13 protein-coding genes, 1 rRNA gene and 1 riboswitch are annotated in these 12,276 nt (G+C 57.8%); of the genes, 7 read left to right on the top strand and 7 right to left on the bottom strand.

The annotated features are described in order from the left end of the window. A 16S ribosomal RNA gene (locus ACOTXT_RS18580) occupies nt 1–87 on the bottom strand; the annotation flags it as partial. Between the two features lie 561 nt (nt 88–648). On the opposite strand from ACOTXT_RS18580, the gene purH reads away from it, so the two are divergent. Together purH and purD are read left to right on the top strand one after the other, a co-directional pair. Next, on the top strand, nt 649–2,238 hold the full coding sequence (purH, locus tag ACOTXT_RS18575) for a bifunctional phosphoribosylaminoimidazolecarboxamide formyltransferase/IMP cyclohydrolase (RefSeq protein ID WP_023326473.1): 1,590 nt from the start codon (nt 649–651) through the stop codon (nt 2,236–2,238). Nucleotides 2,239–2,253: 15 nt separating this feature from the next. After that, entirely contained in the window at nt 2,254–3,546 is a 1,293-nt protein-coding gene (purD, locus tag ACOTXT_RS18570; protein WP_055321114.1) for a phosphoribosylamine--glycine ligase, read from the top strand. A gap of 90 nt (nt 3,547–3,636) precedes the next feature. Here purD and ACOTXT_RS18565 read toward each other — a convergent pair whose 3' ends face one another. The 6 genes from ACOTXT_RS18565 to nudC all read right to left on the bottom strand — a co-directional run bounded on the left by ACOTXT_RS18565 (nt 3,637) and on the right by nudC (nt 7,989). Then, complete coding sequence (locus ACOTXT_RS18565) at nt 3,637–4,329, bottom strand: DUF1481 domain-containing protein (protein ID WP_039025499.1); 693 nt, start codon at nt 4,327–4,329, stop codon at nt 3,637–3,639. 11 nt (nt 4,330–4,340) lie between these two features. Further along, a complete protein-coding gene (gene hupA, locus ACOTXT_RS18560) occupies nt 4,341–4,613 on the bottom strand; it encodes a nucleoid-associated protein HU-alpha (RefSeq protein ID WP_002445246.1) in 273 nt (90 codons plus the stop codon). Between the two features lie 186 nt (nt 4,614–4,799). Beyond that, nucleotides 4,800–5,390 (bottom strand): YjaG family protein, encoded by a 591-nt coding sequence (locus tag ACOTXT_RS18555; protein ID WP_008503468.1) that lies wholly within the window; start codon nt 5,388–5,390, stop codon nt 4,800–4,802. Between the two features lie 41 nt (nt 5,391–5,431). Further along, nucleotides 5,432–6,103 (bottom strand): deoxyribonuclease V, encoded by a 672-nt coding sequence (nfi, locus tag ACOTXT_RS18550; protein ID WP_021242964.1) that lies wholly within the window; start codon nt 6,101–6,103, stop codon nt 5,432–5,434. Nucleotides 6,104–6,112: 9 nt separating this feature from the next. Then, nucleotides 6,113–7,177, bottom strand: coding sequence for a uroporphyrinogen decarboxylase (gene hemE, locus ACOTXT_RS18545; protein ID WP_055321112.1), 1,065 nt, complete (start codon nt 7,175–7,177; stop codon nt 6,113–6,115). Nucleotides 7,178–7,215: 38 nt separating this feature from the next. Further along, a complete protein-coding gene (nudC, locus tag ACOTXT_RS18540; RefSeq protein ID WP_055321111.1) occupies nt 7,216–7,989 on the bottom strand; it encodes an NAD(+) diphosphatase in 774 nt (257 codons plus the stop codon). Nucleotides 7,990–8,084: 95 nt separating this feature from the next. On the opposite strand from nudC, the gene ACOTXT_RS18535 reads away from it, so the two are divergent. From ACOTXT_RS18535 to thiS, 5 genes are all read left to right on the top strand, one after another. After that, on the top strand, nt 8,085–8,570 hold the full coding sequence (locus tag ACOTXT_RS18535) for an Rsd/AlgQ family anti-sigma factor (RefSeq protein WP_008503464.1): 486 nt from the start codon (nt 8,085–8,087) through the stop codon (nt 8,568–8,570). A gap of 54 nt (nt 8,571–8,624) precedes the next feature. Then, nucleotides 8,625–8,733, top strand: a riboswitch (TPP riboswitch). A 79-nt stretch (nt 8,734–8,812) separates the two neighbouring features. After that, nucleotides 8,813–10,708, top strand: coding sequence for a phosphomethylpyrimidine synthase ThiC (gene thiC, locus ACOTXT_RS18530; protein ID WP_055321110.1), 1,896 nt, complete (start codon nt 8,813–8,815; stop codon nt 10,706–10,708). Further along, a complete protein-coding gene (thiE, locus tag ACOTXT_RS18525; RefSeq protein ID WP_055321109.1) occupies nt 10,708–11,343 on the top strand; it encodes a thiamine phosphate synthase in 636 nt (211 codons plus the stop codon). The genes thiC and thiE overlap by 1 nt, the downstream gene beginning before the upstream one ends. After that, nucleotides 11,336–12,091 carry a HesA/MoeB/ThiF family protein gene (locus ACOTXT_RS18520; protein ID WP_055321108.1) on the top strand — a complete coding sequence of 252 codons (756 nt, stop codon included), beginning with the start codon at nt 11,336–11,338 and terminating at the stop codon, nt 12,089–12,091. Before thiE ends, ACOTXT_RS18520 begins: the two co-directional genes overlap by 8 nt. After that, nucleotides 12,075–12,275, top strand: coding sequence for a sulfur carrier protein ThiS (thiS, locus tag ACOTXT_RS18515; protein WP_021242959.1), 201 nt, complete (start codon nt 12,075–12,077; stop codon nt 12,273–12,275). The genes ACOTXT_RS18520 and thiS overlap by 17 nt, the downstream gene beginning before the upstream one ends. Nucleotide 12,276 lies beyond the last annotated feature (1 nt).

Below are 12,276 nucleotides of genomic sequence, written 5' to 3'. Positions count from 1 at the left end.
GCAAGCTACTTTCCGCTGCCGCTCGACTTGCATGTGTTAGGCCTGCCGCCAGCGTTCAATCTGAGCCATGATCAAACTCTTCAATTTAAGTTTGATGCTCGTGAATTAAACTTCGTAATGAATTACGTATGTTCACTCAGAGACTTGGTATTCATTTTTCGTCCGAGGACGTTAAGAATCCATGTCACTTTGAGTGCCCACACAGATTGTCTGATAAATTGTTAAAGAGCAGTGCAACGCGGCTTTCGCTCACCGTTGCGAGGTGGCGTATATTACGCTTTCCTCTTTCAGAGTCAACCCGTTATTTCAGGATTTTTTCTCTTCAACCGAACCGCTTGTTGTGTGAAGTGATTCACATCCGCCGTGTCGATGGAGGCGCATTATAGGGAGTTCTCCGCAGGCCGCAACCGCTAAATGACAGAAAAATGACTGACTGCTGCATTCCACAGCAAAACCCCGCCTTATACCTTTTTACGCACAGACTTATCCACAATGATACGAAAAAGTGAAAATGTGCGAGCGTTGCGCAAACGTTTTCGTTAAAATGCTCGCGCTTTACAAGGATGCCTCGTCAGGTGTGTTAGATGAGTTTTTCACAGGAAAATTCATCTAACGCTCTCTGTAATCGTGAAATCCAGGGGATTTACCATGCAACAACGTCGTCCAGTCCGCCGCGCTCTGCTCAGTGTTTCTGATAAAGCCGGTATCGTCGAATTCGCTCAGGCACTTTCTGCACGCGGTGTAGAGCTGCTTTCCACAGGTGGAACCGCTCGCCTGTTAGCAGATAAAGGTCTGCCGGTAACCGAAGTGTCCGATTACACCGGTTTCCCGGAAATGATGGATGGACGCGTCAAAACCCTGCACCCGAAAGTCCACGGCGGCATTCTGGGCCGTCGCGGTCAGGATGACGCCATCATGGAGCAGCATGATATCGCACCAATTGATATGGTTGTCGTTAACCTTTATCCGTTCGCCCAGACCGTGGCGCGTGAAGGCTGCTCTCTGGAAGATGCCGTAGAGAATATTGATATCGGTGGCCCGACCATGGTGCGCTCTGCGGCCAAGAACCATAAAGATGTCGCCATCGTGGTCAAGAGCAGCGATTACACCGCCATTATTAATGAGATGGACGCCAACGATGGGTCGCTGACCCTGGAAACGCGTTTCGACCTCGCCATCAAAGCCTTCGAGCACACCGCCGCGTACGACAGCATGATCGCCAACTACTTCGGTAGCCTGGTGCCGGCTTACCACGGTGAAAGCAAAGATCCTTCAGGCCGCTTCCCGCGCACCCTGAACCTGAACTTCATTAAGAAGCAGGATATGCGTTACGGTGAGAACAGCCACCAGCAGGCGGCTTTCTATATAGAAGAAGAGGTAAAAGAAGCCTCTGTTGCCACCGCTCAACAGGTGCAGGGCAAAGCGCTCTCCTATAACAACATTGCCGACACCGACGCGGCGCTGGAATGCGTGAAAGAGTTCAGCGAGCCGGCCTGCGTTATCGTCAAGCACGCCAACCCATGCGGCGTGGCGGTAAGCACGTCGATTCTTGAAGCTTACGATCGCGCATACAAAACTGACCCGACCTCCGCGTTCGGCGGCATTATCGCCTTCAACCGCGAGCTGGATGCCGAAACCGCACAGGCCATCATCTCCCGCCAGTTTGTCGAAGTGATCATCGCGCCATCGGCCTCCGAAGAAGCGCTGAAAATCACCGCGGCAAAACAGAACGTGCGCGTACTGGTTTGCGGCCAGTGGGCAGAACGCGTGCCGGGCCTGGACTTCAAGCGCGTGAACGGCGGCCTGCTGGTTCAGGACCGCGATCTGGGTATGGTGACAGAAGCCGACCTGCGCGTGGTGACCAAACGTCAGCCGACCGAACAGGAGCTGCGTGACGCGCTGTTCTGCTGGAAGGTGGCGAAGTTCGTCAAATCCAACGCCATCGTCTATGCCAAAGAGAACATGACTATCGGGATAGGCGCAGGCCAGATGAGCCGCGTTTACTCGGCGAAAATCGCGGGTATTAAAGCAGGCGATGAAGGCCTGGAAGTCAAAGGCTCCGCCATGGCCTCTGACGCCTTCTTCCCGTTCCGTGACGGTATCGACGCCGCAGCCGCTGTCGGCATCACCTGCGTGATCCAGCCTGGCGGTTCAATCCGCGACGACGAAGTGATTGCCGCTGCCGACGAACATGGCATTGCGATGATCTTCACCGACATGCGTCACTTCCGCCATTAATTCCCGGAGCAGAAAATGAAAGTATTAGTGATTGGTAACGGCGGACGCGAGCACGCGCTGGCGTGGAAAGCGGCCCAGTCTCCGCTGGTTAAAACGGTCTTCGTGGCACCGGGCAACGCCGGTACCGCACTGGAACCCGCGCTGCAGAACGTGGCTATCGGCGTGACCGACATTCCGGCGCTGTTAAGCTTTGCTCAGCAGGAGAAAATCGACCTGACCATCGTCGGCCCTGAAGCGCCGCTGGTGATTGGCGTGGTGGATGCGTTCCGCGCAGCGGGCCTGAAAATCTTTGGCCCAACGGAAGGCGCCGCGCAGCTGGAAGGCTCCAAGGCCTTCACCAAAGATTTCCTCGCGCGTCATAACATCCCGACGGCGGAATATCAGAATTTCACTGAAGTGGAGCCTGCTCTGGCCTACTTACGTGAGAAGGGCGCGCCGATTGTTATCAAGGCCGACGGTCTGGCCGCGGGTAAAGGCGTGATCGTCGCGATGACGCTCGACGAAGCCGAAGCCGCGGTTCAGGATATGCTGGCAGGTAACGCCTTTGGCGATGCGGGCCACCGCATCGTGATTGAAGAGTTCCTCGACGGTGAAGAGGCGAGCTTTATCGTCATGGTCGACGGCGAGCACGTTCTGCCGATGGCCACCAGCCAGGATCACAAGCGTGTGGGCAATGGCGACACGGGGCCTAATACCGGCGGGATGGGCGCTTACTCCCCTGCGCCGGTCGTGACTGACGACGTCCACCAGCGCACCATGGATCGCATCATCTGGCCTACCGTGAAGGGGATGGCGGCAGAAGGCAATACCTACACCGGTTTCCTTTATGCAGGCCTGATGATCGACAAGCAGGGTAACCCTAAGGTCATCGAATTCAACTGCCGCTTTGGCGATCCAGAAACCCAGCCAATCATGCTGCGCATGAAATCCGATCTGGTGGAGCTGTGCCTGGCTGCCTGCGATGGCAAGCTGGACGAGAAAACCTCCGAGTGGGACGAGCGTGCGTCTCTCGGCGTGGTGATTGCTGCGGGCGGTTATCCGGGCAACTACAGCACCGGTGATGAGATCCACGGTCTGCCGCTGGAAGAGATTGACGGTGCGAAAGTGTTCCACGCCGGTACGAAGCTGGCTGAGGACGATCGCGTTCTGACCAACGGCGGACGCGTGCTGTGTGCGACCGCGCTGGGTCATACCGTGGCAGAAGCACAGAAGCGCGCCTATGCGCTGATGGCGGATATTCACTGGAGCGGTAGCTTTAGCCGTCAGGATATCGGCTATCGCGCGATTGCGCGTGAGCAGGGGAAGTAATTCCTCCTCGCCCTCACCCTCTCCCACAGGGAGAGGGAATCGTTCGTAGGCCGGATAAGCGTTAGCGCCATCCGGCTTAATCCACAGAACTCAAAAACTCTTCTCTGTCGGCTGCCAGGTGCAGAAATCTTCGTTCGCCACCAATAGCAATTGAGAGCCTTCCGGCGCCTCAAGCCACGCCACGCTCACTTCCATTGATGAATGACGCTGACGGCGTTGAATGTGTTCGGTCGCCCAGGATTCAAGCTCAGGCTTCACCGTTTGCCCTTCGCAGGTGGTTACCGTTCCATCGTTATGCCAGCGCCCCTGGCGCAGCACAACGCGTCCCAGACGAAGCGCATCGCTGGTCTGGCGGATTTGTTCGGCACGGTAACGGTAGAGGGCGATTTGGTCGCTGGAAAGCTGCTGTTTTTGACCGCTGACTTCACGCTGCATAAAGCTCAGCTCGCCATGGTCGTCAAAACGCACTTTCACGTGTTCGGGGGTCTTGCTGTAGACGTTCAGCTCAATCAGCGAGAGGTCATCTCCCTGCCAGCGATATTCTGCCGTCGACGTATTTCCGCTATGCCACGGGCTGAAGGCAGACAACAGATGAACTTCATTGCCGGAATCTTTACGCCAGATCCTGACCGCGCCCTGGTTGTCAGCGTAGCCGCTGGCGGTAAACGGCGGCAGAGTGGTGTCGTGACTACAGGCTGACAGCAGCAGCACGCCTGCCAGCGCGAGCGTTCCGCGCCAGAAAGACAAAAGGGGCGTTGCCGCCCCTTCGCTAAAACTGTTCACTGCCACGCGTCTTACTTAACAGCGTCTTTCAGTGCTTTACCAGAAACAAATGCCGGCACGTTAGCTGCGGCGATTTTGATTTCTTTACCGGTCTGCGGGTTGCGGCCAGTACGCTCAGCGCGGTGGTTCACTTTGAAGGTACCGAAACCAACCAGTTGTACAGCATCGCCTTCTTTCAGAGACTCAGTAATAGCAGCCAGGGTAGATTCCAGAGCAGCTTTAGCCTGCACTTTAGACAGATCAGCCTTGTCCGCAATTACATCAATCAGTTGAGTCTTGTTCATAAGTTATCCTTTCAATGTGTTTATCGCTTGCTAAGCATCGAGTGCGACGAAAATGCCAAAAAAGCACTCTCCTGCATACACGCACCGATAGCCACTTTTTTTCGCCCCCCAAATGTAGACCAGACAAGGGTCGAAAGGGAAGAGTCGAGGAGCGACAAAACGGGCGTTATCTCAAGTTTTCTTATCTCATTGGTTAAAAATTATACCAATATTACTCTCACCGGCCTCACGTAAGTCCGCGCGCAGCCCTTTTATCAGCTCAATATCGCGTTCTTCACACTCTGCCAGCAGGCGGAAAATCTCCCACTGGATATCCCATTCTTGCTCAACGGCCGGGTTCGCACGCAGCTCTTCGTCGGTCATCTCGCGACCTTCCTGGGTCATTTCCAGCATCGCCACGGTGGTGATAGAGGCCTTACTGACCTCGATAGCGTGCTCCAGCGTCTCACCGCTCAGGCGGGAGTGGAGCAATTCGCTTAACGCCACACAGGCATCAATTGCCGGGTAGACGCCGTACAGGTCAAAATCATCCGCCACCGGGATCGCCTCTTCCAGCTTTTCGAGCTGAGAGTCGAAATTCACCTTCGCGTCTTTCACCGTCAGCGTTTCCCAGATCAGATCCAGAATGCGGCGGTAGATATGGCCATCACCAAAGCCGGTCTGCTTGCAGAACGCGGCATAGTTGGGATACATGCGCTCGCACAGGCAAGCCATGAAGGTGACGTGCTGCCAGCTTTCCAGCTTTTCAAGGCGCAGGTGAATCGGGTTTTGTAGCATGATGATCTCTCGAATCGAAAATTAGGCGCAGTTTACCTGAATCATCGCTGAATTTCCTGCCAACGAACAAAAGCCGGACGCGAAGAGGCCACCGCGTCAGCCCAGCGCGTTGGCTCCGGTAAGCGGTAGCCCTTCATGCAGCGCTGTACCCACGCCAGGGCGCTGTCCATACTCACCCGATGGCCGGTGGCGATGAACAGCGGATTACAGCGCGCCTTGCTGCGCCAGACCCACGCCAGCTGCTCGCCTTTATGGATAAGCGGTGCCAGCGCACCCGGCTCGGCGGAGAGTGGCTCAAACGCGCCGCAGAGGCGTTTCTTGGCGACGCCGATGGTCGGCACATCCACCAGCAGACCAAAATGGCTAGCAACGCCTAAACGGCGCGGGTGTGAGATACCGTGCCCATCGACAAAAAGCAGGTCAGGTTTTTGCGAAAGCTGCTCCCACGCTGCCAGCAGCGCGGGATATTCGCGGAAGGAGAGAAAGCCCGGAATGTACGGCATGGTGGTGGCAATACGCGCGACCTTGTACTCCACCAGCTCGAGCGAAGGGTATTTCAGGACCACCATCGCCGCTCGCGTCACGTCCCCACCCTGCTCAAACCCGACGTCGGCTCCGCCAATGTACTGCGGAGGATCCTTATCCAGACGATCCTCGCGGATCACCGATGAGGCCAGTTCGATTTGTTGAGCGCGTAGCGACGCGAGATCCATAACGACTCCTTACTTGTGATACTGGGCAGAAAGCCGATGCACCGCCTCCACAAATAGGCCTGCGTGCTCTGGCGGCACATCCTGATGAATACCGTGGCCGAGGTTAAAGACGTGGCCTTCCCCCAGGCCGAAACCAGACAGTATAGTCGACACTTCTTCTTCAATGCGGGCAGGCGGCGCATAGAGCATGGACGGGTCCATATTGCCCTGAAGCGCCACTTTGTCGCCCACGCGGCGGCGGGCATCAGCGATATCGGTGGTCCAGTCGAGACCCAGAGCGTCACAGCCGGTTGCCGCCATGGCTTCCAGCCACTGACCGCCACCTTTGGTGAACAGCGTCACCGGCACGCGGCGGCCTTCGTTTTCGCGCAGCAGGCCGTCAACGATTTTATGCATGTAATACAGGGAGAACTGTTGATAATCACGCCCGGTCAGCACGCCGCCCCAGGTATCGAAAATCATCACCGACTGCGCACCGGCTTTAATCTGCGCGTTGAGATAGAGCGTGACGCTCTTCGCGAGCTTGTCAAGCAGCGCATGCAGAGCCAGCGGCTCGGCGTACATCATCTTTTTAATCAGGGTGAAGGCTTTGCTGCTGCCCCCCTCCACCATATAGGTTGCCAGCGTCCACGGGCTGCCGGAGAAGCCAATCAGCGGCACCTCACCTTTCAGCTCGCGGCGAATGGTGCGCACGGCGTTCATCACGTAGCCCAGCTCGCCTTCCGGATCGGGGATCGGCAGCTTGTCCACGTCGGCTTTGCTTCTGATCGGAGAGGTAAAACGCGGGCCTTCACCGGTTTCGAAGTACAGGCCAAGGCCCATCGCATCCGGAATGGTCAGAATATCCGAGAAGAGGATCGCCGCATCCAGCGGGAAGCGGCGCAGCGGCTGGAGCGTCACTTCACAGGCCAGCTCGGCGTTTTTGCACAGCGACATAAAATCGCCCGCCTGCGCGCGCGTGGCTTTGTACTCTGGCAGATAGCGTCCCGCCTGGCGCATCATCCACACCGGGGTGACATCAACGGGCTGGCGCAGCAGCGCACGCAGATAACGATCGTTCTTCAGTTCGGTCATTTTTGCAGTTCCTTAAGCGTCATGGCCTCAGTGTAACACTACTCATACTCGGCCCGACACATCGCTACGGTATCTTCTATCAGCCGACGCGCCACGGTACCCGGTGGGGGGAGCAGCGGTAGATCGTCATAGCGATACCAGTTCGCATCCAGCAGCTCTTTCTGATCGATAACGATCTCGCCGCTGTCATAGTCGGCCATAAAGGCCGTCATCAGCGACTGCGGGAACGGCCACGGCTGGGAGGTGACGTAGCGCAAGTTCTTCACTTTGATCCCGCTCTCTTCCATCACCTCGCGCGCCACTGCCTGCTCCAGCGTTTCGCCCACCTCGACGAACCCGGCCAGCACGGTATGAATGCCGTTGCGATGGCGGGTATGCTGTGCAAGCAAAATAGAGTCATCCCGACGGATAGCGACGATAATGCACGGCGCAATTTGTGGGTAATAACGTTCGCGGCAGTAGCTGCAGAGCATCGCCCACTCGGTTTTACTCGGGTGCATGGTATGGCCGCAATAGCCGCAGTATTTGTGCGAGCGGTAAAACTCCGCCAGCTGGACGCCCCGCCCCGCCAGCTGGAACAGGCCTACGTCCAGATCCAACACCTGGCGAACGGATCCCATATCCTGACGACGCGCTTGTTGGATCAACCACACGGGTTCACCCTGCCACTCGCCGATCTTCAGCGCAGGCTGGCCCTCGAGATCAAACGTTTCCGCCGCACCGTAGGGCAGCTCTCCACCGGGCAACCATAATTTTTGTTCGTGACTGACGATCCACCAACCCAGATCTGATTTTTCAATAATACGATCCATATCTATTGCACTACCTTCGCTTCACTGACATGTTGTTAGCATTGTGGTTACATTCTGGATGAGCAGATTCAATCCTACACTTTGCGGAGTCGACCATGTTAAACCAGCTAGAAAGCCTGACTGAGCGCGTTAGAGGAAGTAACAAACTGGTGGATCGCTGGCTACATGTGCGCAAGCATCTACTCGTGGCTTATTACAATCTGGTCGGTCTTAAGCCTGGCAAAGAATCGTTTATGCGGCTGAATGAAAAAGCGCTGGATGATTTTTGTCAGAGCCTGGTCGACTATCTTTCCGACGGCCATTTCAATATTTATGAACGCATTATCCGCGAAATGGAAGGGACTACGCCGTATTTAGCGGCCAGCAAGCTTTGTCCGCTGCTGGAAGCCAACACCCAGCAGATCATGGATTACTACGATTCCACGCTTGAGAACGCCATCGATCACGATAACTATCTTGAGTTCCAGCAGGCGCTTTCCGACCTTGGCGAAGCGCTGGAAGAGCGATTCACGCTGGAAGATAAGCTGATTAGCCTCGTCCTGGACGCCAGCCCCGAAGATAACATCGCGCGCCCGGCTTGAGTTCTTAATCGTTAACGAGTAATTTACAACCATTCGCCCCTCTCACGAGGGGGATTTTTCTTGTCGGAGTGCCCAGAGCGAAAGCCGGGCTGAGACCGTTAATTCGGGATCCGCGGAACCTGATCAGGCTAATACCTGCGAAGGGAACAAGAGTCACACTGCTGTTGTATCGCCCCCCGGGCGATCCTCTCTTGCTTCATCCGTCGTCTGACAAGCCATGTCCTTCACTTTTGGAATGAGCTATGTCTACTGCAAAACTGACCCGCCGCGAACAGCGTGCACAGGCCCAACACTTCATCGACACCCTGGAAGGCACCGCTTTCCCGAACTCGAAACGCATCTACATTTCCGGCTCGCAGGCCGATATCCGCGTCCCGATGCGGGAAATCCAGCTCAGCCCGACGCTTATCGGCGGCAGCAAAGAGAATCCGCAGTATGAAGACAACGAAGCCGTGCCGGTGTATGACACCTCCGGCCCGTACGGCGATCCTGATGTGGCTATCAACGTCCAGCAGGGTCTGGCAAAGCTGCGCCAGCCGTGGATAGAGGCGCGTAACGACTGCGAAGAACTGAGCGTACGCAGTTCTGCATACACCAAAGAACGCCTGGCCGACGACGGTCTGGACGCGCTGCGCTTTACCGGCCTGCTGACGCCAAAACGCGCCAGAGCGGGCAAATGCGTGACGCAGCTGCACTACGCCCGCCAGGGGATCGTCACGCCGGAGATGGAGTTCATCGCCATCCGCGAGAACATGGGCCGCGAGCGTATCCGCAGCGAAGTGCTGCGCTACCAGCACCCGGGCGAAGGCTTTGGCGCACGCCTGCCGGAGAACATCACGCCGGAGTTTGTGCGTGACGAAGTGGCCGCAGGCCGCGCGATCATCCCCGCCAACATTAACCACCCGGAATCCGAGCCGATGATTATCGGCCGCAACTTCCTGGTGAAGGTCAACGCTAACATCGGTAACTCGGCCGTCACCTCCTCCATCGAAGAAGAGGTTGAAAAGCTTGTCTGGTCAACGCGCTGGGGCGCGGACACGGTAATGGATCTCTCCACCGGCCGCTATATTCACGAAACCCGCGAATGGATCCTGCGTAACAGCCCGGTTCCGATTGGCACCGTCCCGATTTATCAGGCGCTGGAGAAGGTCAACGGCATCGCCGAAAACCTTACCTGGGAAGCGTTCCGCGACACGCTGCTGGAGCAGGCGGAACAGGGCGTGGACTACTTCACCATTCACGCGGGCGTGCTGCTGCGCTACGTGCCGATGACCGCGAAGCGTCTGACCGGCATCGTCTCGCGCGGCGGTTCGATCATGGCGAAGTGGTGCCTCTCCCATCACCAGGAGAACTTCCTCTACGAACACTTCCGCGAGATCTGCGAAATCTGCGCCGCGTACGATGTCTCTCTGTCGCTGGGCGACGGCCTGCGCCCGGGCTCCATCCGCGATGCTAACGACGAAGCACAGTTTGCCGAGCTGCACACGCTGGGCGAGCTGACCAAAATCGCTTGGGAGTATGACGTGCAGGTGATGATTGAAGGCCCGGGACACGTGCCGATGCAGATGATCCGCCGCAACATGACCGAAGAGCTGGAGCACTGCCACGAAGCGCCGTTCTACACGCTGGGGCCACTGACCACCGACATCGCGCCGGGCTATGACCACTTCACGTCAGGCATTGGCGCGGCGATGATCGGCTGGTTCGGCTGCGCCATGCTCTGCTACGTGACGCCGAAAGAGCACCTCGGCCTGCCTAACAAAGAGGACGTGAAGCAGGGGCTGATCACTTACAAAATTGCCGCCCATGCCGCGGACCTGGCCAAAGGCCACCCGGGCGCGCAAATCCGTGATAACGCCATGTCGAAGGCGCGCTTTGAATTCCGCTGGGAAGACCAGTTCAACCTGGCGCTGGATCCGTTCACCGCCCGCGCCTACCACGACGAAACCCTGCCGCAGGAATCGGGCAAAGTCGCGCACTTCTGCTCCATGTGTGGGCCGAAGTTCTGCTCGATGAAGATCAGCCAGGAGGTGCGCGACTACGCCGCCGCGCAAACCATTGAAGTGGGTATGGCGGACATGTCCGAAGCCTTCCGCGCCAAAGGCGGCGAAATCTACCTCAAAAAAGAGGAGGCGTAATGTACCAGCCCGATTTCCCACCCGTTCCATACCGTTTAGGGCTCTATCCGGTGGTGGACAGCGTGGCGTGGATAGCGCGCCTGCTGGAGGCAGGCGTTCGCACCCTCCAGCTGCGCATCAAGGATAAACGCGATGAGGAGGTGGAAGCCGATGTGGTTGCCGCCATTGCGCTGGGGCGTCGGTATAACGCCCGCCTGTTTATCAATGACTACTGGCGACTGGCCGTTAAGCACCGGGCGTACGGCGTGCATCTGGGTCAGGAGGACCTGGAAACAACGGATCTGAGCGCAATCCGTGACGCCGGGTTGCGTCTTGGTGTGTCAACACACGATGACATGGAGATCGACGTGGCCCTGGCGGCCCGTCCCTCTTACATCGCGCTCGGTCACGTCTTCCCGACGCAAACCAAGCAGATGCCCTCCGCTCCGCAGGGTCTGACGCAACTGACGGGTCACGTTAAACGCCTTGCCGACTACCCCACCGTCGCCATCGGCGGAATCAGCCTGGAACGCGCCCCGGCAGTGCTGGAGACCGGCGTGGGCAGCATCGCCGTCGTCAGCGCCATCACCCAGGCCGCAGACTGGCAGGCCGCCACTGAACAGCTGTTACAGCTGGCAGGAGCAGGCGATGAATGATCGCGACTTTATGCGCTACAGCCGTCAGATCCTGCTGGAAGATATCGCCATCGACGGGCAGCAAAAACTGCTCGCCAGCCGGGTGCTGATTGTTGGCCTGGGGGGATTAGGCGCACCCGCCGCGCTCTATCTGGCAGGCGCGGGTATCGGCACGCTGGTGCTGGCCGACGACGACGAGGTCCACCTCAGCAACCTGCAGCGACAAATCCTCTTTACCACCGAGGATATCAACCAGCCGAAAGCACAGATCACCCGGCAGCGGCTGCATCAGCTTAACCCTGATATCGAACTGATTGCCCTACAGGAGCGGCTTGGCGGTGAAAGCCTGCACCGTGAAGTCGCCCTTGCCGACGTGGTGCTGGACTGTACCGACAACATGGCGACGCGCCAGGCGATCAACGCCGCCTGCGTGGCAAATCATACGCCGCTTATCACCGCCAGCGCGGTGGGGTTCGGCGGGCAAATGATGGTTCTGACGCCACCGTGGACGCAGGGCTGCTATCGCTGCCTGTGGCCGGACGATGCCGAGCCGACGCGCAACTGCCGTACGGCGGGCATTCTGGGTCCGGTGGTCGGCGTGATGGGCACGATGCAGGCGCTGGAGGCCATCAAGCTGCTCAGCGGCATGGAGACGGAACGCAATACGCTGCGGCTGTTTGATGCCCGCTCCAGCGGCTGGCGTCATCTGGCGCTGCATCGCGCCAGCTACTGCCCGGTGTGCGGAGGCCGCGATGCGCATTCTGTTTAACGATGAGCCGATGAGCTGCGACGACGGGCTCACCGTTGCCGCACTGCTCGACAAGCTGCGTCAGCTCAAGCCGGGAACGGCGCTGGCGCTCAATCAACAGATCCTGCCGCGCGAGCAGTGGGAACATCAGCAGGTCAATGAAGGCGACCAGATCCTGCTGTTTCAGGTTATCGCAGGGGGCTGAG

The organism is Enterobacter cloacae complex sp. IR5422 (assembly GCF_049238165.1).
Taxonomy (GTDB): Bacteria; Pseudomonadota; Gammaproteobacteria; order Enterobacterales; family Enterobacteriaceae; genus Enterobacter; species Enterobacter roggenkampii.
This window is presented reverse-complemented; position numbering and strand designations above follow the sequence as displayed.

What these genes read in the sequence shown, in the direction of transcription:
- nudC (WP_055321111.1), bottom strand. Translation starts at nt 7,989, where the DNA reads ATGGATCGTATTATTGAAAAATCAGATCTGGGTTGGTGGATCGTCAGT.
- ACOTXT_RS18520 (WP_055321108.1), top strand. Translation starts at nt 11,336, where the DNA reads ATGAATGATCGCGACTTTATGCGCTACAGCCGTCAGATCCTGCTGGAA.
- ACOTXT_RS18555 (WP_008503468.1), bottom strand. Translation starts at nt 5,390, where the DNA reads ATGCTACAAAACCCGATTCACCTGCGCCTTGAAAAGCTGGAAAGCTGG.
- thiE (WP_055321109.1), top strand. Translation starts at nt 10,708, where the DNA reads ATGTACCAGCCCGATTTCCCACCCGTTCCATACCGTTTAGGGCTCTAT.
- hupA (WP_002445246.1), bottom strand. Translation starts at nt 4,613, where the DNA reads ATGAACAAGACTCAACTGATTGATGTAATTGCGGACAAGGCTGATCTG.
- purD (WP_055321114.1), top strand. Translation starts at nt 2,254, where the DNA reads ATGAAAGTATTAGTGATTGGTAACGGCGGACGCGAGCACGCGCTGGCG.
- thiS (WP_021242959.1), top strand. Translation starts at nt 12,075, where the DNA reads ATGCGCATTCTGTTTAACGATGAGCCGATGAGCTGCGACGACGGGCTC.
- purH (WP_023326473.1), top strand. Translation starts at nt 649, where the DNA reads ATGCAACAACGTCGTCCAGTCCGCCGCGCTCTGCTCAGTGTTTCTGAT.
- hemE (WP_055321112.1), bottom strand. Translation starts at nt 7,177, where the DNA reads ATGACCGAACTGAAGAACGATCGTTATCTGCGTGCGCTGCTGCGCCAG.
- ACOTXT_RS18535 (WP_008503464.1), top strand. Translation starts at nt 8,085, where the DNA reads ATGTTAAACCAGCTAGAAAGCCTGACTGAGCGCGTTAGAGGAAGTAAC.
- thiC (WP_055321110.1), top strand. Translation starts at nt 8,813, where the DNA reads ATGTCTACTGCAAAACTGACCCGCCGCGAACAGCGTGCACAGGCCCAA.
- nfi (WP_021242964.1), bottom strand. Translation starts at nt 6,103, where the DNA reads ATGGATCTCGCGTCGCTACGCGCTCAACAAATCGAACTGGCCTCATCG.